Annotated in this window: 21 protein-coding genes; 10 read left to right on the top strand and 11 right to left on the bottom strand. The window is 70.0% G+C overall.

Annotated elements, in window-relative coordinates; genetic code table 11:
- Nucleotides 1-45 precede the first annotated feature (45 nt).
- Nucleotides 46-1,194 carry an acyl-CoA dehydrogenase family protein gene (locus ACLQ28_RS04920; RefSeq protein WP_425684986.1) on the bottom strand — a complete coding sequence of 383 codons (1,149 nt, stop codon included), beginning with the start codon at nt 1,192-1,194 and terminating at the stop codon, nt 46-48.
- 75 nt (nt 1,195-1,269) lie between these two features.
- Nucleotides 1,270-2,802, bottom strand: a complete 1,533-nt coding sequence (locus tag ACLQ28_RS04915; RefSeq protein ID WP_425684985.1) for an acyl-CoA carboxylase subunit beta — start codon at nt 2,800-2,802, stop codon at nt 1,270-1,272.
- 169 nt (nt 2,803-2,971) lie between these two features.
- On the opposite strand from ACLQ28_RS04915, the gene ACLQ28_RS04910 reads away from it, so the two are divergent.
- Nucleotides 2,972-3,547, top strand: coding sequence for a snapalysin family zinc-dependent metalloprotease (locus ACLQ28_RS04910; RefSeq protein ID WP_425684984.1), 576 nt, complete (start codon nt 2,972-2,974; stop codon nt 3,545-3,547).
- Between the two features lie 62 nt (nt 3,548-3,609).
- On the opposite strand, the gene ACLQ28_RS04905 is transcribed toward ACLQ28_RS04910, so the two are convergent.
- The gene (locus ACLQ28_RS04905; RefSeq protein WP_425684983.1) at nt 3,610-4,530 is read right to left on the bottom strand and encodes a hydroxymethylglutaryl-CoA lyase; all 921 of its coding nucleotides are present in this window, start codon (nt 4,528-4,530) and stop codon (nt 3,610-3,612) included.
- An 890-nt stretch (nt 4,531-5,420) separates the two neighbouring features.
- On the opposite strand from ACLQ28_RS04905, the gene ACLQ28_RS04900 reads away from it, so the two are divergent.
- Complete coding sequence (locus ACLQ28_RS04900; protein ID WP_425684982.1) at nt 5,421-6,239, top strand: hypothetical protein; 819 nt, start codon at nt 5,421-5,423, stop codon at nt 6,237-6,239.
- A gap of 135 nt (nt 6,240-6,374) precedes the next feature.
- Here the strand turns inward: ACLQ28_RS04900 and ACLQ28_RS04895 are convergent, their stop codons facing one another.
- Together ACLQ28_RS04895 and ACLQ28_RS04890 are read right to left on the bottom strand one after the other, a co-directional pair.
- The gene (locus ACLQ28_RS04895; protein ID WP_425684981.1) at nt 6,375-7,712 is read right to left on the bottom strand and encodes an acetyl-CoA carboxylase biotin carboxylase subunit; all 1,338 of its coding nucleotides are present in this window, start codon (nt 7,710-7,712) and stop codon (nt 6,375-6,377) included.
- 73 nt (nt 7,713-7,785) lie between these two features.
- Nucleotides 7,786-8,385, bottom strand: a complete 600-nt coding sequence (locus tag ACLQ28_RS04890) for a TetR/AcrR family transcriptional regulator (protein WP_184180135.1) — start codon at nt 8,383-8,385, stop codon at nt 7,786-7,788.
- Between the two features lie 80 nt (nt 8,386-8,465).
- On the opposite strand from ACLQ28_RS04890, the gene ACLQ28_RS04885 reads away from it, so the two are divergent.
- Entirely contained in the window at nt 8,466-9,842 is a 1,377-nt protein-coding gene (locus ACLQ28_RS04885; protein WP_425684980.1) for an MFS transporter, read from the top strand.
- On the opposite strand, the gene ACLQ28_RS04880 is transcribed toward ACLQ28_RS04885, so the two are convergent.
- Nucleotides 9,839-10,999, bottom strand: coding sequence for an FAD-dependent oxidoreductase (locus ACLQ28_RS04880; protein ID WP_425684979.1), 1,161 nt, complete (start codon nt 10,997-10,999; stop codon nt 9,839-9,841). The two genes, ACLQ28_RS04885 and ACLQ28_RS04880, sit on opposite strands and share 4 nt — an antisense overlap.
- 103 nt (nt 11,000-11,102) lie before the next feature.
- Between ACLQ28_RS04880 and ACLQ28_RS04875 the strand changes: the two genes are divergently transcribed.
- The 3 genes from ACLQ28_RS04875 (at nt 11,103) to ACLQ28_RS04865 (ending at nt 13,486) form a co-directional block, all read left to right on the top strand.
- Complete coding sequence (locus ACLQ28_RS04875) at nt 11,103-11,684, top strand: TetR family transcriptional regulator (RefSeq protein WP_425684978.1); 582 nt, start codon at nt 11,103-11,105, stop codon at nt 11,682-11,684.
- Between the two features lie 69 nt (nt 11,685-11,753).
- Nucleotides 11,754-12,302 (top strand): SigE family RNA polymerase sigma factor, encoded by a 549-nt coding sequence (locus tag ACLQ28_RS04870; RefSeq protein WP_425684977.1) that lies wholly within the window; start codon nt 11,754-11,756, stop codon nt 12,300-12,302.
- A complete protein-coding gene (locus ACLQ28_RS04865; protein WP_425684976.1) occupies nt 12,299-13,486 on the top strand; it encodes a hypothetical protein in 1,188 nt (395 codons plus the stop codon). Before ACLQ28_RS04870 ends, ACLQ28_RS04865 begins: the two co-directional genes overlap by 4 nt.
- Before the next feature lie 74 nt (nt 13,487-13,560).
- On the opposite strand, the gene ACLQ28_RS04860 is transcribed toward ACLQ28_RS04865, so the two are convergent.
- The 3 genes from ACLQ28_RS04860 to ACLQ28_RS04850 all read right to left on the bottom strand — a co-directional run bounded on the left by ACLQ28_RS04860 (nt 13,561) and on the right by ACLQ28_RS04850 (nt 15,753).
- Nucleotides 13,561-14,463, bottom strand: a complete 903-nt coding sequence (locus ACLQ28_RS04860) for a sulfurtransferase (protein ID WP_425684975.1) — start codon at nt 14,461-14,463, stop codon at nt 13,561-13,563.
- A gap of 73 nt (nt 14,464-14,536) precedes the next feature.
- Nucleotides 14,537-14,983, bottom strand: coding sequence for a hypothetical protein (locus tag ACLQ28_RS04855; protein ID WP_425684974.1), 447 nt, complete (start codon nt 14,981-14,983; stop codon nt 14,537-14,539).
- 2 nt (nt 14,984-14,985) lie between these two features.
- The gene (locus ACLQ28_RS04850; protein WP_425684973.1) at nt 14,986-15,753 is read right to left on the bottom strand and encodes an SGNH/GDSL hydrolase family protein; all 768 of its coding nucleotides are present in this window, start codon (nt 15,751-15,753) and stop codon (nt 14,986-14,988) included.
- Nucleotides 15,754-16,053: 300 nt separating this feature from the next.
- On the opposite strand from ACLQ28_RS04850, the gene ACLQ28_RS04845 reads away from it, so the two are divergent.
- Together ACLQ28_RS04845 and ACLQ28_RS04840 are read left to right on the top strand one after the other, a co-directional pair.
- Nucleotides 16,054-17,103, top strand: coding sequence for a transporter substrate-binding domain-containing protein (locus ACLQ28_RS04845; RefSeq protein ID WP_425684972.1), 1,050 nt, complete (start codon nt 16,054-16,056; stop codon nt 17,101-17,103).
- The gene (locus tag ACLQ28_RS04840) at nt 17,067-18,161 is read left to right on the top strand and encodes a hypothetical protein (RefSeq protein ID WP_425684971.1); all 1,095 of its coding nucleotides are present in this window, start codon (nt 17,067-17,069) and stop codon (nt 18,159-18,161) included. The genes ACLQ28_RS04845 and ACLQ28_RS04840 overlap by 37 nt, the downstream gene beginning before the upstream one ends.
- 72 nt (nt 18,162-18,233) lie before the next feature.
- Here the strand turns inward: ACLQ28_RS04840 and ACLQ28_RS04835 are convergent, their stop codons facing one another.
- Nucleotides 18,234-19,415, bottom strand: coding sequence for a TolB family protein (locus ACLQ28_RS04835; RefSeq protein ID WP_425684970.1), 1,182 nt, complete (start codon nt 19,413-19,415; stop codon nt 18,234-18,236).
- On the bottom strand, nt 19,412-19,942 hold the full coding sequence (locus tag ACLQ28_RS04830) for a SigE family RNA polymerase sigma factor (protein ID WP_425684969.1): 531 nt from the start codon (nt 19,940-19,942) through the stop codon (nt 19,412-19,414). The genes ACLQ28_RS04835 and ACLQ28_RS04830 overlap by 4 nt, the downstream gene beginning before the upstream one ends.
- A 178-nt stretch (nt 19,943-20,120) precedes the next feature.
- Here ACLQ28_RS04830 and ACLQ28_RS04825 point away from each other — a divergent pair, with 178 nt between their 5' ends.
- A complete protein-coding gene (locus ACLQ28_RS04825) occupies nt 20,121-21,890 on the top strand; it encodes a proline--tRNA ligase (protein ID WP_425684968.1) in 1,770 nt (589 codons plus the stop codon).
- A 57-nt stretch (nt 21,891-21,947) separates the two neighbouring features.
- On the top strand, nt 21,948-22,373 hold the full coding sequence (locus ACLQ28_RS04820; RefSeq protein WP_425684967.1) for a CBS domain-containing protein: 426 nt from the start codon (nt 21,948-21,950) through the stop codon (nt 22,371-22,373).
- The last annotated feature ends 12 nt before the right edge of the window (nt 22,374-22,385 follow it).

Below are 22,385 nucleotides of genomic sequence, written 5' to 3'. Positions count from 1 at the left end.
TCAGCCCGGCCGGGGCCGGTTGGTCAGCGCGCCCGACTGGGACCTTCAGAGACCCAGATCGCGAGCGATGATCATGCGCTGCACCTCGCTGGTGCCCTCGCCGATCTCCAGGATCTTGGAGTCCCGCCAGAACCGGGCCACCGGGTACTCGTTCATGAAGCCGTAGCCGCCGTGGATCTGGGTGGCCTCCCGGGCGTTGTCCACCGCGATCGTGCTGGCGTGCAGTTTGGCGATGGCGGCCTGCCGCTTGAACGGCTCGCCGGCCAACATCCGGGCGGCAGCGTCGTAGTAGGCCAGCCGGGCGGTGTGTGCCTTCAGCTCCATGTCAGCGATCTTGAACTGGATGGCCTGGTTGGCACCGATCGGCTGGCCGAAGGCGTGCCGCTCCTTCGCGTACTTGATCGACTCGTCGACACACCCTTGAGCGAGGCCGACGGCCAGCGCGGCGATGGCGATCCGGCCCTCGTCGAGGATCCGCAGGAACTGGGCGAAGCCCCGGCCCCGCTTGCCGAGCAGGTTGGCCGCCGGCACCCGGCAGTCGTCGAAGGTCAGCTCGTGGGTGTCCGAGGCGGTCCACCCCACCTTCGAGTAGCCCGGCGCCACGGTGAACCCGGGCGTGCCGGTCGGCACGATGATGGTCGACAACTCCTTGGAGCCGTCCGGGTTCGTGCCGGTCACCGCGGTGACGGTCACCATGACCGTGATGTCGGTCCCCGAGTTGGTGATGAAGGCCTTCGACCCGTTGATCACCCACTCGTCACCGTCGAGCACTGCCCGCGTCTGGGTGCCTGCGGCGTCCGAGCCGGTGCCCGGTTCGGTGAGACCGAAAGCGGCAAGTGCCTCGCCGCTGAGCAGCTTGGGCAGCCACGTCGCCTTCTGCTCCTCGGTGCCGAAGCGGTAGATCGGCATCGCGCCCAGCGAAACCGCCGCCTCCAGCGTGATGGCCACGCTGGAGTCGACCCGGGCCAACTCCTCCAGGGCCAGGCAGAGCGCGAAGTAGTCACCGCCCATGCCGCCGTGCTCCTCACCGAAGGGCAGGCCGAACAGGCCCATCTTGCCCATCTGCCGGATCACCTCGTACGGGAACGTGTGCTGCTCGTAGTGCCCGGCGATGACCGGGGCGACCACGTCACGCGCGAAATCCCGCACGCTCTCCCGCAGCGCCGCATGTTCGTCGGTGAGCCGGAAGTCCATCTCTTCCTCCTGTGTGGACGGTCCGCCAGGCGCTCGTGACGCCGAACGGGTCGCTCTGGCGGCCTGGGTCGAGGATCAGACCGGGGTGACGCCGTGCCGACGGCGGGAGAAGTGCCGATCCTTCGTACGCGCGGCCGCGAAGCGACGGACCAACTCGGTGCGCAGGTCGTGCGGCTCGACGATGGCGTCCACCACCAGCTCGCTGGCAAGCCGGACGACGTCGATGTCCTGCTCGTATTCGGCCCGCTTGGCCGCAACGAAGGCGGCCCGCTCGTCCTCGTCGCCGATTGCGGCGATCTTGTTGGCGTAGACCGCGTTCACGGCGGCCTCGGCCCCCATCACCGCGATCTTGGCGCTGGGCAGCGCGATTGTGGCGTCCGGCTCGAAGCCGGGGCCGGCCATCGCGTAGAGGCCGGCGCCGTACGCCTTGCGGACCACCACGCAGATCTTCGGCACTGTCGCCTCGGAGATCGCGGTGATCATCTTGGCGCCGTGCCGAATGATCCCCTGCTTCTCCACCACGCTGCCGACCATGAAACCGGGTACGTCGCTGAGGAACAGCAGCGGCACGTTGAACGCGTCGCACAGTTGCACGAACCTGGTCGCCTTGTCGGCCGAGTCGACGAAGAGCACGCCGCCCTTGAACATCGAGTTGTTGCCGACGACGCCGACGACCTGGCCGTCGAGGCGACCAAAACCGATTGTCAGCTCCTTGGCCCAGAGCGCCTGGATCTCGAAGAACGAACCCTCGTCGAGCAGGCCCTTGACGTACCGCCGCATGTCGAACGCCTGCCGCTCGCTGGCCGGCACCAGCGCGGCCAGGTCGGCCTTCGCGGGCGCGGCGACCGCCGGCGCGGTCGGCGGCTGCTGCGTCCAGTTCGCCGGCAGGTACGACAGGTAGGTCTTCACCACGTCGAGCGCGTCGGCTTCGGTCTTGCAGAGGAAGTGCCCGACACCGGACTCGGCGGTGTGCACCTTGGCCCCGCCCATGGCCTCCAGGGTGGTCTTCTCGCCGGTGACCATCTCGACCATCCGGTCGGAGCCGAGATACATGCTCGCGTTGCCGTCGACCAGCGCCACCACGTCGCAGAACGCCGGAATGTACGCCCCACCGGCGGCGCTCGGACCGAACAGCGCGCAGACCTGCGGGATCGAACCCGAGGCGCGCACCTGGTTCCAGAAGATCTTTCCGGCGCCACGCCGGCCGGGGAAGAGGTCGACCTGATCGGTGATCCGAGCGCCGGCCGAGTCGACCAGGTAGACCATCGGCACACCGGCGCCGTACGCCCGCTCGATGATGCGGATGATCTTTTCGACGGTGCGAGCGCCCCAGCTGCCGGCCTTGACGGTGGAGTCGTTGGCCATCAGGCAGACCTGGCGACCGTCGATCGTGGCGGTGCCGGTGACCACCCCATCGGCGGGCAGCCCGTCGGCCAGCGCGTTCGCGTAGAGGCCGTCCTCGACGAACGAGCCCTCGTCGACCAGGAGCGCGACCCGCTCACGGACGAAGAGCTTGCCCTTGGCCGCGTTGGCCGCGTGGTACTTGTCCGCGCCGCCGGACCGGGCCCGCTTGCGCAGCTGCTCCAGCGCTTCACCGTCGAGCGTCACGCCGACTCCCTCGCCATACTGACCTGAACGATCGTTAGGCTATCGCACCGACAGGGCTGTCGGCGACCCATGAGCGAACCAGGCGGCGGAACCCAGAGCAAGACATTGAAAAACATGAATGCTTATCGCTAGGCTCCTGGCACCCCCTCCTCCCGGATTGGAGTCAGCGATGACCTCACGACTCAGTCGGCTCGCGGTCACCCTGGTGGTGACGGCAGGTGCCACCCTCGGCGTCACGGTCGCCAACCCCTCGCCCGCGTCCGCCGCCATGACCATCTGCTACAACACCAGCCAGGCGGGAAGCTACGCCGGCACCGCCAACCAGGCCGCCTCGATCTGGAACAACGCCACGTCGAACCTGACGCTCTCCGCCAACTGCGGCTCCAACCTGCGGATCTACCGGATCACCGGCGGCGGCTCGTACGCCGTGCGGACCAGCCTCGGCAACGGCCGCGTCTACATCGACACCCAGCAGGCTGCGCAGTACAGCGTGCTGCGGATCATGACCCACGAAATCGGGCACATCCTCGGCCTGCCGGACAACTACAACGGAAACTGCTCGCTGCTGATGTCCGGTGGCAGCGCCGGCACCAGCTGCACCAACGCGTACCCGAGCACCGCCGAGGCGAACCGGGTGAGCAACCTGTTCGCCGGCACCCGCATCGCCACCGAGCGCAGCACGGACCGCGCCGGGGCTGACATCTTCCGCGACAGCTGGCCGAGCATGCTCACCACCGTGGGCTGATCTACCGGATAAGTCGGAGGGGCCGGCAGCGCGCCGGTCCCTCCCCGCGTTTTCCCCAGCGGTCAGCTCGGCAGCGGTGTCAGCCGGGTCCGCGGGCCCGCGCGCAACACGCCGGACGGGAGATTCTTGCCGAGCAACTCCTCGGCCAACTCCGCCACCTCGATGAGCGCCGCCAGGTCGATGCCGGTGTCGATACCCATGTCGTGCAGCATGTGCACGGCCTCCTCGGTGGCCAGGTTGCCGCTCGCCCCCGGCGCGTACGGGCAGCCGCCGAGGCCACCGACGCTGGCGTCGAACTCGGTCACCCCCAACTCCAGCGCTGTCAACAGGTTGGCCAGCGCCGTACCCCGCGTGTTGTGGAAGTGCAGCAGCACCGGGACGTGCGCGTTGCGGTCGCGTACCGCGCTCAGCAGCTCGCGGACCCGGCGCGGCGTGCCCATGCCTGTGGTGTCGCCGAACGCGACCCGATCCGCGCCGTCGCGGACCACCCGGTCCACGATCCCGGCCACCCGCTGCGGGGCGATGTCCCCCTCGTACGGGCAGCCGAAGCTGGTCGCCACGATCACCTCGACCTGCGCGGAGGCGCCGTGCAGCAGGTCGATCAGCTCGGCGATGTCATCCAGCGACTCGTCGGTGGACCTGTTGACGTTGCGCCGGTTGTGGGTGTCGCTGGCAGAGACGACCACCTCGATCTCGGTGAACCCGGCGGCGAGGGCCCGCTGGGCACCCCGGGTGTTCGGCACCAGCGCCGAGTAACGCACCCCGTCGGCCTGCACCGCTCGCTGCCACACGTCGTCGGCATCGGCCATCTGCGGAATCGCCAACGGATGCACGAACGACACCGCCTCGATCCGGCGTACGCCGGTGCCGGAGAGCGCGTCGAGCAGCCGCACCTTGGCGTCGGTCGGGATCGGGTCCTCGTTCTGCAACCCGTCTCGCGGCCCAACCTCGCGAATGGAGACGAAACTCGGCAGGTCCGCCATAAGGGGTCACCTCACTGTGACGTCACGTCATGGTTGTTTCAGCTCTACTCCGGCAACCGTAGCGGCACCCGCCGATGACCTGTCGCGCCCACTGTGCGGTGGACATCGTGTGCCGACGGTCACGTGTGACTGGCCCTTCTGGCCTACCTCGGGCCAACCTTCGGCGGATCAATCGGGCCGAAAGGGTCCGTTCGCCCTCGCTGCAATGGAATCACGGACACCAGGGTGGCTACGTTGGTGCCGGCATGACGACGGGGCCGGCCATCGGCTCGACCCCATCGTCAGCGCGCCTCCGGTGGTCAGCGCTGCGACGGTCCTTCCAAGAGCTCGGCAGCGCATCGGAGTGTGGTCGAGAGGGCGCCGGCGCACGCGGCGGCGTCCTCTCGACCCACGACCAGGGCCATCACCACGGCACCATCAGTGCCGAGGGACGCCTTTCGCAGAATGCGGACCATAAGCCGACCCTCGTTCGGCCAGCGCACACCATTGCCGATCATCTCTCATCCTCCCGGTAATCGGTCCGCAATAGCGATGGGCCCATCATCGATGGAAGTTCCACGACTTCTCCCGCGAAGAATCCGCATCAGCGCGGGTCATTCCCATCCCGCTACGACAACGACCCGATCCGGCGCACGAGACGATCTTGTGTCCGGGTTGCCGTCGGGCTACCCGGCCAATACAGCGAGCGGCGGCGGTACGGGCCAAAATCGTTGTGCCGTAAAGGTTGGCCAACCGGCCTCGGTGGTCCTACCCGGCCAGCCACCCGGCCAGAATCTGACTGGTGACACAGCCCGAATGCACGGATGCTTGATCAGGGGCGGTACAAATATTGGTCCACGTCATGCGCGCTCTTGGAAGGACCGGCATGACCCAGTTCGAAAGGAACCGAGATGACCACCGAAGCCGACGTGCCGCTTCCGGCGGAGGAGCGCACTCGAAGACACCGGCTGATCCACCGATCGGTGCTCGAAGCGCAATACCTGCAGCGTTATGGCAATCCTGCCGTATCGGTGTACGCGCTGGCGGTCCGCGACGTCGTTGAGCAGTGTCCCGAGATCGGGCCGATCGACACCTGGCAGAAGCTGGCTGACTGGATCTGCCGAGCCCGATCCGATCGCGACCAGGCCAAGCTGTCCCGCCTGCGCAAGAAGCTGTCGCGCCACTTCACCGCCGAGAGCAAGGGCCCACCCTGGCAGACGGTGATGCTCGTCTTGGACCACGTGCTGACGCCAGAATTCCGGCAACAGAAGCAGGCCGAGTTCACCAAGCTGTACAGGCTGGCCCGGGGCGAGGAACCGCCGACCGGACTCCCCGACGAACGAGCTGAGGGTAGGCCCGGGGCGCAGAGCGGCTCGCACATCGAAGACAAGCTTCGCCGGAGGATCGCGGAGTTGGAGCGGGAGGTGCTCGACGGCAGGGTGGAGGTCAGCCAGCTACGGGCCAACCTGTCCGCCCACTCGACCAGCTGCGGCCTGGTGCCAGACACACTTCCCCGACAACGTGAGCCGTTGGGCGACCTGCAGACCGGGACTCCCAACACCAGACCATTCCCGACGAGCCAAGCCAGAGATTCCGCCCAGGGCCACTACCGAGGACCGCGCCTGGACACCAAGTCGGTCGAAATACCTGGGCAGAGCAAGGGGGAGGCGCCTTATCTGGTCGGCGATTCCTGGCCCGGACGCAGGCCAAGCTTGCGTAACCGCCCCTAACTCGCACGCCCCTACCCGCAGCCCGCATGCCGGTCGCGTTGCGCGGTGATCGACTCCATGTCGCCTACTTTGGGGTATCCCAGTGCTGGGAGACCGCATTGTCGGCGATATGGAGTCGATCAAGGACTGCGACGGTTAGCGCATGCGGGGGACTATGCCTGTGTCGTAGGCGCCGGAGCGGAATTCGGCGTTGTCCAGCAGCTCGGCGAAGAAGGGGACGTTGTTCTTTGGACCCACGATCTCGAACTGGGCGACCGCCACCTTCGCGCGCTCGAGCACCTCGTCCCGGGTGGCGCCGCTGATGATCAGCTTGGCCAGCAGACTGTCGTAGAACTGGGTGACGGTGTTGCCCTCGGTGTAGCCGGAGTCCACCCGGACACCCTCACCCGTCGGTTCCACCCAGGTCCTGATCACGCCAGGGCCGGGAAGGAAGCGCTTCGGGTCCTCGGCGTTGATCCGCATCTCGATGGCGTGCCCACGCGGAACCAGCGCGTCCGGGTCGAAGGTCGGGGCCAACCCGGCCGCCACCCGCAACTGCTCCTCGACCAGGTCGACACCGTAGACGTACTCGGTCACCGGGTGCTCCACCTGCAGCCGCGTGTTCATCTCGAGGAAGAAGAACTCACCGGAGGCGGGGTCGAGCAGACACTCCACCGTGCCCGCGTTGCGGTAGCCGACCGCCTCGCCGGCGCGCACCGCCGCCGCCAGGAGGCGAGACCGCAGCTCCGGCGACACCGCCGGTGAAGGGGATTCCTCGACCAACTTCTGGTTGCGGCGCTGCACCGAGCACTCCCGCTCGCCGAGCGCCACCACCCGGCCGTCGGCCAGGCCGAGGATCTGCACCTCGACGTGACGCACCCGGGGGAAGTACCGCTCGATCAGCACCGAGCCGTCGCCGAACATCCGCTCGGCGAACGCGCGCACCTTGTCGTACTCGGTGCGCAGGGCGGCCTCGTCGACGGCCACGCCCATGCCCATGCCGCCGCCACCGGCAGCGGCCTTGACCATCACCGGGTAGCCGATCTCGGCAGCGGCCGTCACCGCCGCATCCAGGTCGGCGGCCGGGTCGGTGGTGCCGGGGGCGACCGGAACGCCGGCCGCTGCCATCAGGTTCCGGGCATTGATCTTGTCGCCCATCGCGGTGATCGCGTCCGCGCCGGGCCCGACCCAGATCAGGCCGCTCGACTCGACGGTACGCGCGAACTCGGCGTTCTCCGACAGGAAGCCGTAGCCGGGGTGGATGGCCTGCGCACCTGTCGACTTCGCGGCGGCGAGGATCGCCTCGGTGTTGCGGTAGCTCTGCGCCGGGTTCGGCGGGCCGATGAGGACCGCCTCGTCCGCCTCGGCGACGAACGGCAGGTCGGCGTCGGCCTCCGAGTACACCGCGATCGCGCGGATGCCGAGCCGCTTGGCGGTACGGATGATCCGGCGGGCGATCTCGCCCCGGTTGGCGACCAGCAGTGACTCGATCATGTTTCCTCCCGGCGTCCGGATGTTGGGACGATGGTTAGGGAATCACGACCGGAGGGCTTCTGACGAGTCGGGCTCAGGCGAGTAGCGCGGCCAGGGTGGCGTCGCGAAGCAACTCGGCTCGGCGTCGCCGGTCAACCTCGCCACCGAGGAACGGGGTCGAGTTCATCAGGCCGAACGCGGCGTGCGCGAGCACCCGCGCCTCGCCGTCGGGCATGCCCGGGTGCAGCGCGGTCAGCACGGTCACCCATTCCTCGACGTAGAGCCGTTGCAGACGACGGATCCGCCGCCGCGGCTCCTCCGGCAGGCGGTCCAACTCGTGCAGGTGCAACGCGATCACCGCCGGGTTGGCCAGTGCGAACTCGACGTGGAAGTCGATCAGCGACTCCAGCACGCCACGCGGGTCATCCGGGTGCCCGGCGGCGCGTTCCCGCCCGCCGGCCAGCAACCCCTCGCTCACCGGGATCAGCGCGGCGGCCAGCATCGCCTCTTTGCCGGCGAAGTGGTGGTAGAGCGCCGGGCCGGTGACGCCGGCCGCTGCGCCGATGTCATCCATCGACACGCCGTGATAACCGCGGGCGGCGAACAGCCCGACCGCGATCTCCAGGATTTCGTCCTTGCGGGACCTGCGCCGGCCCGCACCCGCTGCACCTCGTGCCTGCTGCTCCACCGTCACGGGGCAAGCGTAGACCGCGAACTGCCTGCCATGGAGTGCCGGCTTGACCCTCAACCCGGTCGAACCCGCACGGTCACCGGATGACCTCCTCCGCTCTCGGCCGGGACTATCGGCTGCTCTGGTCCGCCGCCGTCTCGTCGCGGTTCGGCGACACGCTGCGTACGCCGGCATTGGCACTGTTGGCCGCGACGGTGACCCACGATCCCCGGGTAATCGCGGCGATCACCGTGGCCGGCCAGCTGCCGCCGTTGCTCTTCGGACTGCTCGGCGGTGTGTACGCGGACCGCTGGGATCGTCGTCGGACGATGGCCCTGGTCGACGGGATCCGGGCCGCCGTCGTGGCGGCGCTGGCCGTGGCGGTCGCCCTGGACCGGGTCAGCGTCCTGGTGCTGCTGGCGGCGGCGTTTCTGCTCGCCACGCTGGGCACGCTCTTCGACTCCGCCTCGTTCGCACTGCTTCCCGCGTTGGTGCCCCCGGCCGCGCTGCCCCGGGCGAATGGTCGACTTCAGGCGGGGTCCGCGGTGGCGGGTGGCTTCCTCGGCGCGCCCGCCGCCGGTGTCCTCTTCGCCGTCGCCCCGGCTCTCCCGTTCGCCGTCGACGCCGTCACCTTCGCCGTGGCCGCCCTGCTCGTGCTGGCCTTGGCCCCGACTCCCCTCGCGAGCGCGAGCGCGCGGCCCCTCGCGAGCGCGAGCGCAGGGCCCCTCGCGAGCGCGAGCGCAGGGCCCCTCGCGAGCGCGAGCGCAGGGCCCCTCGCGAGCGCGAGCGCACGGCCCCTCGCGAGCGCGAGCGCACGGCCCCTCGCGAGCGCGAGCGCGCGGCCCGGCGTGCGGCGTGCGTCGGTGTGGAGCGAGATCTTCGAGGGGCTGCGCTGGTTGCGCGCGCACCGGACCCTGTGGCGGGTGACCCTGCTCGCCGCCGCGAGCAACCTGGCGATCAGCGGGATCATGGCGGTGCTGGTGCTCTACGCGCTGGACGTGCTGCGGGTGCCGCCCGCCGGGTACGGGCTGTTCGCGGCCGCTGCCATCGTCGGCGGCGTGGCGGGGGCTCTCGGCGCGGGTCGGCTCGCCGCCCGACTCGGCACGGTGCCGGCGCTGCGCGGCGTGCTCGCCGCGCAGACCGTGGCACTGGCTGGGTTCGCGCTTGCCCGGCATCCGGTGCCGGGCGGCTTCGCACTGGCCGTCTTCGCCGCGGGCACTGTGGTGTGGAACAGCCTGTGTGCGTCGTACGGGCAGCGGCACGTGCCGGCCGGGCTGCTCGGCCGGGTGGGTGCAGCCCAGCGGATGGTCGGTCTGCTCACCGCGCCGGTCGGGGCGGTGCTCGCCGGGCTTGCCGCTGCTGCGTACGGCACGGTGCCGGTGGCGGGCGCGGCGGCAGGCACGTTCGCGCTGGTCACCCTGGCCGCGTGGCGGACACTGCGGCCGGCTGCCCCCGGCGTGCTGAGCCCCACCGCGGCCTAGCTCGGTGTCCGTTCCCGATGGGACAGCCCGGACAGGCGCAGCGCGACCTTCCGGCGGGCTGGCGGCAGTGCGCCGAGCAGCCGGAGCAGCACGTCGCGAGCCGGACGGCGAGCCGGGGGGACGGCGGCCAGCCGGGTCAGCCCGGCGGCGAAGCTCAGCACGTCCTCGGCCATCGGCCGCTGCCGGGCGGTGTAGTCGTCGAGCAGCGATTCCGGACCTCCGTCGAGCACGTCCGCCACCGCGGTCCCGAGGGCAACCGCGTCGCAGATGCCGAGGTTCATGCCCTGCCCTCCGGCTGGGCTGTGCACGTGCCCGGCGTCGCCGGCCAGCAGCACCGGCCCGGCTCGGAAGGTGTCGGCGATCCGGTGGTGCACCCGGAACCGGGAGCCCCAGAGCACCTCGGTCACCCGGTCGGGGCGTCGCGCCGGGCCGCGCTCGTCGAGCAGCCTCTGGAGATACTCCACGTCCGGTTCGGCCGGGGCCGTTTCCACGGCGGCTACCAGCCGGACCACCCCGTCCGGGAGCGGCGCCCAGACCAGTGGCCCGGAGCGGGCGAGGAAGAGCGCCACCTCCTCGGTGGGCAGTGCGCTGTCCACCCGTACATCGGCGAGCACGAAGGACTCCGCGTCGCTGAGGCCGTTGAATCCGATGCCGGCCGCCTGCCGCACGGTGCTGTGCAAGCCGTCGGCACCGACCACGTACCTGGCGCGCAGCGGCGCCTCTCCGTCGATCTGTGCGAGCACCCCGTCAGCGGTCACCTCCAGCCCGGTCAGCCGACACGGCCGCCGCACCCGGACGCCGAGGTCGGTCAACCGCTCGGTGAGCACCGTCTCGGTGACCGCCTGGGAGACCAGCAGGGCGTAGGGGAAGCGGGATGGCAACTCGTGGAACGGCACCGACAGCAACAGCCGGTCCCGGTCGCGGACGGTGAAGCGCGGTGACCGCACTCCCTGGGCGACCAGCGGCGCCGCAGCGCCGATCCGGTCCAGCACCTCCAGGGTGTACGCGTGCACCACCGCCGCCCGGGAGGTCGTCGCTGGCTCGGCCTGCTGGTCCAGCACTGTCACGTCGATCCCGCGGCGGGCCAGTGTCAGCGCGGTGGCGAGACCGGTGGGGCCAGCGCCCACCACCAGGACGTCGGTACTCGTGGGCAGCATGCCAACCTCCAGACCTTTGCCAACACCTGTTGGCAAACACTTGTTGGCAACGTTAAGGCGCTGCTGATTGCATGTCAACAGTTGTTGGCATACGGTCGTGGGCATGACAGTGTCCGCTCAGCCGACCCACCCCCGCCGCTCCGATGCGACCCGGGCGGCGATCCTCCGAGCTGCCCGAGAACGATTCGCGGCGGACGGATACGAGCGCGCCACGATCCGGGCCATCGCCGCCGACGCCCAGATCGACCCGTCGATGGTCATGCGCTACTACGGCAGCAAAGAAGGGCTCTTCGCGGCGGCCGCCGAGTTCGACCTACGCCTGCCCGACCTGAGCGCGGTGCCGCCCGCTCGTCTCGGCGAGGTGCTGGTCCGGCATTTCCTCGCCCGCTGGGACGGCGACGAGACGCTCGTGGCGCTGCTTCGCGCCGCCAGCACCAATCCGGGCGCGGCCGAACGTATGCGCGGCATCTTCGCCGACCAGCTCACTGCCGCCGTGGCCGCGTTCGGCAGCGATCCGGCGCTGACCGCCCGACGTGCCGGCCTGGTGGCCAGTCAGATGCTCGGCCTCGCCTTCACCCGATACATCGTCCGCCTGCCACCCATGGTGGACACACCGCCCGAGGAGTTGGTCCCCTGGATCGCACCGACCCTCCAGCGCTACCTGACCGGGATGCCGCAGAACTGACCCAACCTTTTACCCCTACCCGTGCGTCTGCCAGTTGACGCGCAAACGCGACAGCCGGGAGGGGGGCGGATGGCACCGACGGGAAACGACGGCCGAGACGGCTACCTCGCCTTCGTGGAGACCCACCAACACCGGCTGCTCCGCGCGGCCTACCTGATCTGCGGCAATCGACACCAGGCCGAAGACCTTCTCCAGGACGCCCTGCTCAAGCTGGCGCTGCGCTGGACCTCGGTCCGCGACGGCGACCCCTCCGCGTACGTGCGGGCCATCCTCTACCGGGACGCGGTGTCGTGGTGGCGGCGCCGGCGGCGGGAATGGCTCAGCGCAACACCGCCGGAGCAGGTGGCCCACGACCGGGACGGCGCGTTGCGGCTGACGATGCACGACGCGCTGGGCCTGCTGCCGCCCCGACAGCGGGCTGTCCTGGTGCTGCGCTATTACGAGGACCTGACCGAGGTCGCCACCGCCGAGGCACTCGGGGTGACCGTCGGCACCGTGAAGAGCCAGTGTCATGCGGCACTGCGCCGGCTCCGCGAGGTGGCCCCGGATCTCGCCCGCGACGCCCGACCGGGCCAGGGCTCAGCCGATCTGACCGCCGGCGTGGAGGTGAACCCGTGAACGAGCAGGATCTGCGCCAACTGCTGACCGTCAGCGTCGAGGACGTCCTGCCCAGCCAACCGGCAACGGCCGGATGGGAGCGGGCTCGACGGACCCGGCGAACCCGACGGGCCGTCGGCGCGATCGCCCTGGCCGTGGCACTGGTCGGCGTTGGCACGGTGGCGGCTCTGCGACCGCCCGCCAGTTCATTCCCGGACAACCCGGTGGCACCGACCCCGACCGTCGAACCCACCCACGCCGATGCCGTGCAGCGACCCCCTACCGAGCTGACCTTCCCACCCGATCCGCTGGCCCGGCTCAGCAGCCCCGCGACCGTACGGCTGTCCGAGCGACCGGTCGAGCGGGCGCTGGCGCTGTTCCAGCCGATGGACGAGGAGTCCCACGCGAACGGACCAGTTCGCGTGCTCGGCAATGACGGCGTGGTGCGCAGTCTCGATGTGGTGACGCTCGCGCCCACCCAGGACGCGGGCGGCAACCAGGCGGCCGCGGTGAAGCCGGGAGTGCTGTCGCCGGACGGGCGGTCAGCCGCATTCGCGCAGACCAAAGAGCTGGTCATCGTCGACCTCACCACTGCGGCCGTGCGTCGGATCCCCCTCGACGGCTACCTGGAGCTGGTGGTCTGGGCGAACGACCGGGTGCTGGTCGGCGGCGACGATCGGACGTACGCGGTGGACCGGGTCACCGGGGGCGCCAGCACGATCGACGTGTCGACCTGGGCCGTGGTCGCACCCGACCCATCGGCCGGCCGCGAGGCAGCCCTGATCGAGATGGTCGGCGAGCGGAGCGGCCTGAAGCTGCGCAGTCGGGCCGCCCGGGAGGGCACGGTTCGCTCCGAACAACCGATCACCGCCTCGGCGCTGCCCTCGCCGTACCAGATCAACGAGTTCTACGGCCGCGGCTGGCTGCACGGCGGGCGGGTGGCCAGCGCGGCGTGGATCACCAGCAGCGAGATCGACGGTGCCGAAGGGGTGGCAGTGCTGGACGCCCGCACCGGCGCGGTGGCGCACGTGCTCGACCTGGGCCGGGACCGAAGCAAGGGCTGCTGTCCGGTGCTGGGCTGGGACAACAAGGGTGCCGTGCTGATCCAACTGCAACCGGCCGCCGTGGCCAGCTGGAACCCGGAGACTGGCGAGATCACCGGCGTGGTCCGCGACCTGGTCGGCGTGGTCGCGCTCGCCAGCTGAGCACCGTTCCCGCGCGGCCGTCCTGGTCGCGCGGGAACGGTTGGGACTGCTCAGGCGGCGAGGCCGCAGACCGCTCAGGCCGCGAGGCCGCCGGGCTGGTCGCCCTTGACGACGGGGGCCCGGACGAGATTGCCCCACTCGGTCCACGAGCCGTCGTAGTTACGCACCTGCGGGTAGCCCAGCAGGTGCCGCAGCACGAACCAGGTGTGGCTGGACCGCTCACCGATCCGGCAGTACGCGATCACGTCGTCGTCCGGGCTGAGCCCGAGCTGGTCGGCGTAGATCGCGCGCAGCTCGTCGAACGCCTTGAACGTGCCGTCCTCATTTGCGGCGGACTTCCACGGCTTGCTGACCGCACCCGGGATGTGCCCACCACGCAGCGCACCCTCCTGCGGGTAGTCCGGCATGTGCAGCATCTCGCCTGTGTACTCACCCAGCGACCGGACGTCGACCAACGGGCGACCGGCGGCGATGTGCGCCATGACCTGCTCACGGTAGGCGCGCAGCGGCGCGTCGTCCCGCAGTGGCACCGGGTAGTCGGCGCGGGGGCGAGCTGGCTTGTCGCGGGTCACCTCGCGCCCCTCGGCGATCCACTTCTGCCGGCCGCCGTCGAGCAGCCGCACGTCGGCGTGGCCGAAGAGCGAGAACACCCAGAGGGCGTACGCGGCCCACCAGTTGAAGTTGTCACCGTAGAAGACGACGGTGTCGCCCCGGCCGATGCCCTTGGCGGCGCACAGCTCGGCGAAGCTCTCGGCATCCAGGTAGTCCCGGGTCACCTGGTCGTTCAGCTCCAGGTGCCAGTCGACCTTGACAGCACCGGGGATGTGACCGGATTCGTAGAGCAGCACGTCCTCGTCTGACTCGACAACGACGAGGCCCTCGTCGCCCAGGTGCTCGGCCAGCCACTCGGTGGTGACCAGCCGCTGCGGGTCCGCGTACGACTGAAGGCGGGGATCAGGATCGTTCGGCACAGACATGATCCCCAACCTACGCCGCAACTCTGTCCGGTGACCGGCCATCGGGGTGCGACGGAGCGCACGCGAGATGCGCTCAGGCGCGGCGGTGGGCGATTCGACCGGCGACCACGGTCACCAGACATGCCCCGTCGACTCCGTGAACCGCAAGGTCGGCGCGCCCGCCCACAAGCAGCGTCGGCGGGACGGCAGCAGGCAGCACCAGCAGGTCACCCCTCTCGACGGCGGCCCGCAGCGCCGGGTCGACCAGGTGCTCCGCCAGCACCGCAGTCACCCCGTGCCGCAGCAGCGCGTGCACCCGCTCACGCGGGGTCGGCGCCGCCGGAAGCGGGCCGTCGTGCAGCAGACCCGGCCCCAGCGTGCCGGGCCAGCGGCGGACCCGCACACCCGCGTACGCCTCACCCAACTCGACCAACGGGCCGACGGCCTGGACCCGGTCGCCGCCAACCAGCACGGCGCGCTCCGGCAACGGCTCGCCGTCAGGGGTGTGTCGCAGCAGCGGCGCGGTGTGCAGCGTGAGCACGGTCAGTCGACGATCGGCCCGAGCAGCGGACGCTTCGCCGTCACCGTGTCACCGGACGATCGACCGGTCAGCCGCCGCTTCACCCAGGGTGCGAGGTGCTGACCAACCCAACGCACGTCGGCAGCGCGGGCGGCCAACCAGGGCGACGGCGCCGGGTGCGGCGGAACCATCAGCCACTCCTCGTCGCACCCGACCCCGAGGGCGTTCAACACCTGACCCGCGACCCGCCGGTGGCCGGCCGGGGACAGGTGCAACCGGTCGGTGCTCCACAGCATGGGGTTGAGGAACGTGTCGTCGGCGTACAGGTCGACCATGATGGCACCGTGCCGCTTTGCGGTCTCGCCGACCGCCTGGTTGAGCAACTCCACCCTGGGGGCGACGAGGCGCTGGCCGGGCAGTCGGGCCATCACGTCGGCGAAACGGAAGAGCAGCACGTCCGCTCCGCCCGAACGCAGTTGCCGGACCACCTCGTCGAAGCGGGCAACCAGCGCGTCCGGGTCGAAAGTGCGGCGCAACACGTCGTTGCCGCCGGCCGCGAAGCTGATCAGGTCGGGCTTCATCGCCACGGCCGCCGGCACCTGCTCGGCGACCACTCCGGGGAAGAGCCGGCCACGGATGGCCAGGTTCGCGTACCGGAAGTCGGGGCCTGCTTCAGCGGCGAGCCGGGTCGCCACCAGGTCCGCCCAGCCCCGGTAGGTGCCATCCGGGTACGCGTCATCCATGCCCTCGGTGAAACTGTCCCCGACCGCGACAAAACTGCGCCAGCCCACCCGCGCCCCCCTCACGCCGTTCGTTGCCTGCGGCGACCAGTCTGTCACCGTAGGCATCGCGGGCAGTGCCCCGAATGGGAGACGTGGCGGAGGTCATTGACCAGCCACCGAGTTGGCCCCCGCCGCCGGCCGAAGGACGGGTGCTGCGGTTTGGTCGATAGCCCCACAATGGAGGACCAGTCACCAGGTCACGCAGCGGGGAGGTCCCAGTTGAGTCAGGCGAACGAGCCCCGCCCTACCGGGCCAGACACGGCGGCAGTCACGCCATCGCGCACCACCCGAACCCGTCAGATCCGACTCGTGGGGCTGATTGTCGCGCTGGCCGTCCTGGCGGCAGCTTTGGTGCCGATCGTGCTCGCAATGGGTCCACCGACCCGCGACGAGTTGCTGGAACAGGCCGGCCTGAAGGGGAAACAGCAGCTCGTCATCGGGGTAAAGGACGACCAGCCGGGCATCTCCCAGCGATTCTCGAACAACGTCTGGAAGGGCTTCGACGTCGACATCGCCTACATGATCGCGGGCTTTCTCGGGTTCGACCACTCCCAGGTGCGGTTCCTGCCGATCGAGAGCGAGGACCGGGCCCGTCGACAGGCCCGGGACAACGACGGTTTCGTCACCGTCGACCTCGTCATCGCCTCGTACAGCATCAACAAGCAGCGCGAGGAAGAGGGAGCCGTCTTCTCCTCCGCGTACCTGCACACCGAGCAGTCGGTGGTGACGTTGAAGAGCTTCAAAGGGCAGGTCAGCAGCCTGGAAGATCTCGCCGGACGGACCGTCTGCTCCCTCACGACGTCGACGTCCATTCAGCGCCTGGGTCAGGTCGGCGCGAAGCCGGTGGGCCGGAACAGGATCAGCGAGTGCTTCCAGGAGCTGTACGACGGCAAGGCGGACGCCGTAACCACCGACGCGGCGATCCTGGCCGGTTTCGTCAGCGGCGACCAGCCGGACGACGACGGTCAGAGGTTCCCCGTCACCCTCCGCGGCGTCAAACCGCTGCAGCACTGGGACATCGGCTCGTCCCCCCAGGAGCGGTGGGGTGTCAACACCGGCCCCAACAAGGCGCTGCGTGACCTGGTCGATCTCGCTCTCTACGTCTCGGCCACGGACAAGGAGAACTCGACGTGGGAGGACGCGTACAACGCCAACCTCCGTTGGCAGCAGCAGTACAACCTCCCCCAGCCGGTCGCGGAACAGCAGCAACCCGAGGCGAGGAAGGTGGAGGTACGGCAGTGGCCATGGGAGAGGATCGCGCTACCAGCTCCGGCGCACCCCGGATCACCACCAGCCCCGGCGGGGCTGGGCGCCCGCGTCGGATGGCGGGGGCGCGGCAGGCGCAGCAGTGGCTGCTGACTCTTCTCCCCGCATTTCCCGTTCTTCTTCTGGTGCTGCGGCTGTGGCAGCTCAGCCGGCAGGACATGTCCACGATGCTGCTGCTGGTGCAGTACGTCAGCCCACTCGGCCTACTCAGCGCCCTGTTGATCGCACTGGTGTGGGCGTTTCCCGTTGTCGTGCTCACGTTCGGCGTGCTCGGCCGGCTGCTCCGGCTGAGTGCTCCTGATCGGTTCGACCTGGAACGGTCACTTCTCGCCTCCGGGACGGCGCGTACCCCCGGTTGGGTGCTCACCGCGGCGGTCGCGCTGGGGGCGCTCACCTGGCAGCTCCGCTTCCTGCCGTCGCTGTTGATGCTCGGCCTCTGGCTGCTCGCGCTGCGCACCCGCTATCTGCACCCGCACCAGCCGACCCGGATCCTGCTGGTCAGCGTGGCCCTGCCCCTGGCGGCGGCAGTCCTGTCCTACAGCATCCTGGGCCCGGCGATCTGGGCGGCGTTCCAGGAGGGTGAGCTGGCCTTGGCTGCGCTGCTGGCGGTGCCACCCGCCGCCACCGTGCTGCTCACCGGACCGATCCCCGGCTGGATCGCCCCGGCGCTGACCCACGGTTTGGCGTTCACGGTCGCCGCCGTGCTTCCGGTGGTGATGGGTGCGGTCTTCCTCCGGGTGCCGGTGCTGCCCACCGCCGCGATCGAGGTGGTCCCTCCGAAGTCAGCGGTCGAGACAGCCCCGGGAGGCGCGGCCCAGACAGCAGTGACCGACGACGTCACGGTGACTCCGGACGGCGGCGCCGCCCCGGCATCAACCCAGGAGGCCGGACGGGAGGTGGTGGTGGGCTCGCTCATCACGGTCACCGACACGTCGACGATCGTGCTGGACCAGGCTGCGGGTGTGCGGTTCCTGCCGAACGGTCAGGTCCGGTCGCAGGTCCTCTGCCCCCAGCCGGCAGAGGTGCCTTACAGCCTGGTGTCGGTGCGCGGCTGGCCAATCGAGGAGACCGCCCTGAACTGGATGATGCCCCGGCGGGTGGTGGTCGATCCGGACGTGCGCTGTGAGGGCCGATTCCCCGGGTCGGGGTGACCCGGCGAGCGGTGTGGAGACGGCGAAGGGCAGGCCACCCGAAGGTGACCCACCCTTCGCCCGTGCTGGTCGTCAGTCCACGACGGCCAGAATCTGCATGTCCTTCAGGCTCGATGGCTCGACGGTCTCGGAAACCTTCCTGCCGTCCTCATCCACCAGCAGCAGGGCGTATCCGCTGGCGTCCTGGACCCGCACGACCATCGACCCGTCGGCCTGGAAGAACACCTGCCGCAGCCCGCGTCCGCCGAGTGGCAGCCTGATCTCCTTACCTGTCTTTGTGTCCAGCACAACGTTGACCCGCAGGTCGCGAGCGACATCGCCGGCGTCCCCACCCGCCTTCTTCCGCAGCAGGGCGATCTGGGAGCCGTCCGGGGAGAGGCTGGCGACGTCGTTGCTGCGCCAACCGTCCAGGGAGAAGCCGGGGACGACTCGCCTCGTCGTGCCGTCCGTGCCGTAGAGCGTGACCCCGAGGTTGGTGTTCATGGCGATGGTCTGGCCGTCGGCCGACCAGAGGGCGTGGCAGGCGTCAGGTTCAGTGGTCCACCAACGCACAGTCTTCGCCGTCGAGCGCACGTCCAGCACGCCATATCGGCCGGGTCCACCCGCGTCGTTCGCCTTCGTCTCGCGGAACAGCAGTTGCCGCCCGTCCGGCGACCAGACCGCGGTGACGCAGTACGGATCGACATCCGAGCGCACCTTCTGCTTGTTGGAACCGTCGGCGTTGGCGACGAAGAGGTTGTTGCTGTTGCCGTCGCTGTCCACCCAGGCCACCCGTTGGCCGTCCGACGAGACGCTCGCGTTGCCCTTCAGCGCGAGTTCGGGCAGCGCCAGCAGGCGTACCGGAAGGTCGCCCGGACGCCAGGACCGCAGGTTCGCGGTTTTCGCGTTGGTCACCTCGGCGGGACCGTAGAAGAGCTTGCCGATCTTTGCGGTCGGCGTGTTCGCGCTGGATCCGCCACTGGGCGGGGTGCTGGGGGTGCTGGTGGACGGTGTCGGGCTGGGCGATTGCGTCGGCGTCGGCGTCGCGGTGACCGACGGGGTGTCGGCGGGTAGTGGGGGCGGTGACTGGTCCGGGCGGATGGCGAAGGCAGTGCCGGTCACCGCCGCGATCAGCACCAACGCGGCGGCCGACGTGGCCACCGCACGCTGGACACCGAGCCGGCGGGACGTACGCAGGGTCCGGTCCCGAAGGTCCACCACGGTGACCTCCTCAGCCAGGTCGGTCAGGTCGAGCCGAAGGCGCTGGTCGTTCATCGGGTGCTCCCTTCCAGGACGTACAGCTCGGCGAGTTCGGGCGCGACGGCACGCAACTTGGCCAGCGACTTGGCCGTCTGGCTCTTGACGGTGCCGACGGTGACGCCGAGCAGCTCGGCGGCCTCGGCCTCGGTGCGATCCTCGAAGAACCTCAGCACCAGCACGGCCCGTTGCTTCGGGGAGAGCTTCGCCAGCGCGGCCCGGAGGGTGAGTCGCAGGCTGGTCTGCTGCGCGTGGTCTGAGCCCGAGTCGCCTCCGCGTGGCTCGGGCAGGTCGCCCGGCATCGACTCGGGTACACGGCGCCGCCGCCACCAGGACACCTGTAGGTGGTACATGGTCTTACGGGTGTACGCCTCGGCATTGCCGCTGTGGTGCAGCCTGTTCCACGAGCGGTGAGTCCGGGCCAGGGCCGACTGGACCAGGTCCTCGGCCAGGTGCTGATCCCCGGTCAGCAGGTACGCGGAGCGCAGCAGCGCCGCGGTGCGGGTACGGACGAACGAGTCGAACTCACTCAGCGATGGGTCCACACGAGCCGATCCTTCGGGTAGTGGTGCGTGGAGAGCTTGATGCCTTCCCAGACGTCACCTCGGGCAACAGTGGTTGCCGCGAGACCGCTGATTTTCGGCGGCCCGTAGAGACCGCCGTCAACGGGCTGTGGGACGAATTGGTTCGCTCGTGCGCTCGAAGCGGCCCTACGCTGCACCCATGCTGCTGCGCATGTCGACCCTGTTGCTGCGAACCCTGCGCGAGGACCCGGCCGACGCGGAGGTGCCGAGCCACCGGCTCCTCCTGCGCGCCGGTTACATCCGTCGCGCCGCACCGGGCGGCTACACCTGGCTGCCGTTGGGCAAGCTGGTCCTGGACCGGATCACCGAGGTTGTGCGTGGTGAGCTGTTCGCGATCGGCGATCAGGAGGTGCATTTCCCGGCGCTGCTGCCGGCCGATCCCTACCGGACGAGCGGCCGGTGGACGGAGTACGGCGACGACATCTTCACCCTCGCCGACCGGCGTGGTGCCGAGCACCTGTTGGCGCCCACCCATGAGGAGATGGCGGCGCTGCTGGTCAAGGACCTGTTCACCTCTTACCGGGACTTCCCGGTGACGCTTTTCCAGGTGCAGACGAAGTTCCGCGATGAGGCGAGGCCGCGCGCCGGGCTGCTGCGGGGCCGGGAGTTCCTGATGAAGGACGCGTACTCCTTCGACCTGGACGAGGCTGGGCTGCGGGACGCGTACGCACGGCATCGAGCCGCGTACCGGCGGATCTTCGACCGGTTGGGCCTGGACTACACGGTGGTGCAGGCGATGTCCGGCGCGATGGGTGGCTCCGCGTCGGAGGAGTTCCTGGCGGCGACACCGGTCGGCGAGGACACCTTCGTCGGCTGTACCGCCTGCGACTATGCGGCCAACACGGAGGCGGTGGTCACCCGGGCGCCGGATGCCGGTGACCCGGCCACGCGGCCGGCTGCCGAGGTGCACGACACGCCCGAGACTCCGACGATCGCCAGCCTCGTGGAGCTGGCCAACGCCCGTCGTTTGGGCGGTCGGGACGGTTGGACCGCCGCCGACACCTTGAAGAACGTCGTGCTGTCCGTCCGGCAGCCGGGCGCGGACCGCGCCGAGCCTCTGGTGGTCGGGCTTCCGGGTGACCGGGAGGTCGACCTGAAGCGGGTCGGTGCCGCCCTGCACCCGGCCCAGGTGGCCGTCTTCGAGGAGTGGGCCGACCATCCGGAGCTGGTACGCGGGTACATCGGGCCGCAACTGCTCGACAAGCTGGGCATCCGTTACCTGGTCGATCCGCGGGTGGTGGCCGGATCGGCCTGGTTGACCGGGGCGAACGAGCCGGGCCGACACGCGACAGACGTGGTCTGCGGGCGAGACTTCACGCCCGACGGCACCATCGAGGCGGCCGACGTGCGCGCCGGCGACCCCTGCCCCGACTGCGAGGCGGGCGAGCTGACGATCCGGCGGGGCATCGAGATCGGGCACATCTTCCAACTCGGCCGCCGGTTCACCGACGCGTTCGCGGTCGACGTGCTGGGGCCGGCCGGGAAGCCGGTCCGCCCGACCATGGGCTGCTACGGCATCGGGGTGTCCCGGGCGGTGGCGGCGGTCGCCGAGCAGCACCACGACGACCGGGGGCTGATCTGGCCGGCGGCAATCGCGCCGTGCGACGTACACCTGGTGGTTGCGGGCAAGGGCCCGCAGCTCGACGCGGCCCTGGAACTCGGCGGGCGCCTCGACGCTGCCGGCCTGCGGGTGCTCGTCGACGACCGCACGCACGTGTCGGCCGGGGTCAAGTTCACCGACGCCGAGCTGATCGGCATCCCCCGGGCCGTCGTGGTCGGCCGCCGACTCGCCGACGGGTACGTCGAGCTGCGTGAGCGGGCCGGCGACGGGCGCACCGAGCTGCCGCTGGACGGTCTGGTGGACCGACTTGTCCAGGAGGTACGCCAGGAACGCGGAAACGTGGTGTAGTTGCCGCGTCACGGGGTAGTGCAGTCGGATCGACTGGAAACGTTCGCGGAGGGCCTCATGACCGGTTACCGGGTCAGTGACGTGATGACCAAGCAGGTCGTGTACCTGCCGGTGGAGACGACCCTGGACGAGGCGGCCAGGGTGATGAAGGAGGCGGACATCGGCGACGTGGTGGTCACCGACGGCGCCAGCCTCGCCGGCATGCTGACCGACCGAGACATCGTGGTGCGGGCCGTGGCGGAGAACAGCTCCCCTGCGGCCACCACCATCGGCTCGATCGTCACCCGTGAGGTGGTCATGATCGAGCAGCACTGCACGGCTGGTGAGGCGGCGGTGCTCATGCGGGACCGGGGCATCCGGCGGGTGCTGGTCTGTGACACTGACCGCAAGCTGGTCGGGATCGTCTCGCTCGGCGACCTGGCCATGCAGCTCGACCCCACCAGCGCCCTCAGCGAGATCAGCGAGCAGTCGCCCACCGTCTGAGGAGTCCCGAAC

It is taken from the genome of Micromonospora sp. DT201 (assembly GCF_049841575.1).
Lineage (GTDB): Bacteria > Actinomycetota > Actinomycetes > Mycobacteriales > Micromonosporaceae > Micromonospora.
The sequence above is the reverse complement of the archived record's forward strand: the minus strand, read 5'-3'. Positions and strand labels throughout refer to the sequence as shown.

Bases quoted from the DNA above. Each gene is read 5' to 3' on its own strand.
- ACLQ28_RS04840 (WP_425684971.1), top strand. From the start codon at position 17,067: ATGGCGGGGGCGCGGCAGGCGCAGCAGTGGCTGCTGACTCTTCTCCCC.
- ACLQ28_RS04870 (WP_425684977.1), top strand. From the start codon at position 11,754: ATGGCACCGACGGGAAACGACGGCCGAGACGGCTACCTCGCCTTCGTG.
- ACLQ28_RS04920 (WP_425684986.1), bottom strand. From the start codon at position 1,194: ATGGACTTCCGGCTCACCGACGAACATGCGGCGCTGCGGGAGAGCGTG.
- ACLQ28_RS04825 (WP_425684968.1), top strand. From the start codon at position 20,121: ATGCTGCTGCGCATGTCGACCCTGTTGCTGCGAACCCTGCGCGAGGAC.
- ACLQ28_RS04885 (WP_425684980.1), top strand. From the start codon at position 8,466: ATGACCTCCTCCGCTCTCGGCCGGGACTATCGGCTGCTCTGGTCCGCC.
- ACLQ28_RS04880 (WP_425684979.1), bottom strand. From the start codon at position 10,999: ATGCTGCCCACGAGTACCGACGTCCTGGTGGTGGGCGCTGGCCCCACC.
- ACLQ28_RS04905 (WP_425684983.1), bottom strand. From the start codon at position 4,530: ATGGCGGACCTGCCGAGTTTCGTCTCCATTCGCGAGGTTGGGCCGCGA.
- ACLQ28_RS04900 (WP_425684982.1), top strand. From the start codon at position 5,421: ATGACCACCGAAGCCGACGTGCCGCTTCCGGCGGAGGAGCGCACTCGA.
- ACLQ28_RS04860 (WP_425684975.1), bottom strand. From the start codon at position 14,463: ATGTCTGTGCCGAACGATCCTGATCCCCGCCTTCAGTCGTACGCGGAC.
- ACLQ28_RS04910 (WP_425684984.1), top strand. From the start codon at position 2,972: ATGACCTCACGACTCAGTCGGCTCGCGGTCACCCTGGTGGTGACGGCA.
- ACLQ28_RS04820 (WP_425684967.1), top strand. From the start codon at position 21,948: ATGACCGGTTACCGGGTCAGTGACGTGATGACCAAGCAGGTCGTGTAC.
- ACLQ28_RS04835 (WP_425684970.1), bottom strand. From the start codon at position 19,415: ATGAACGACCAGCGCCTTCGGCTCGACCTGACCGACCTGGCTGAGGAG.
- ACLQ28_RS04875 (WP_425684978.1), top strand. From the start codon at position 11,103: ATGACAGTGTCCGCTCAGCCGACCCACCCCCGCCGCTCCGATGCGACC.
- ACLQ28_RS04895 (WP_425684981.1), bottom strand. From the start codon at position 7,712: ATGATCGAGTCACTGCTGGTCGCCAACCGGGGCGAGATCGCCCGCCGG.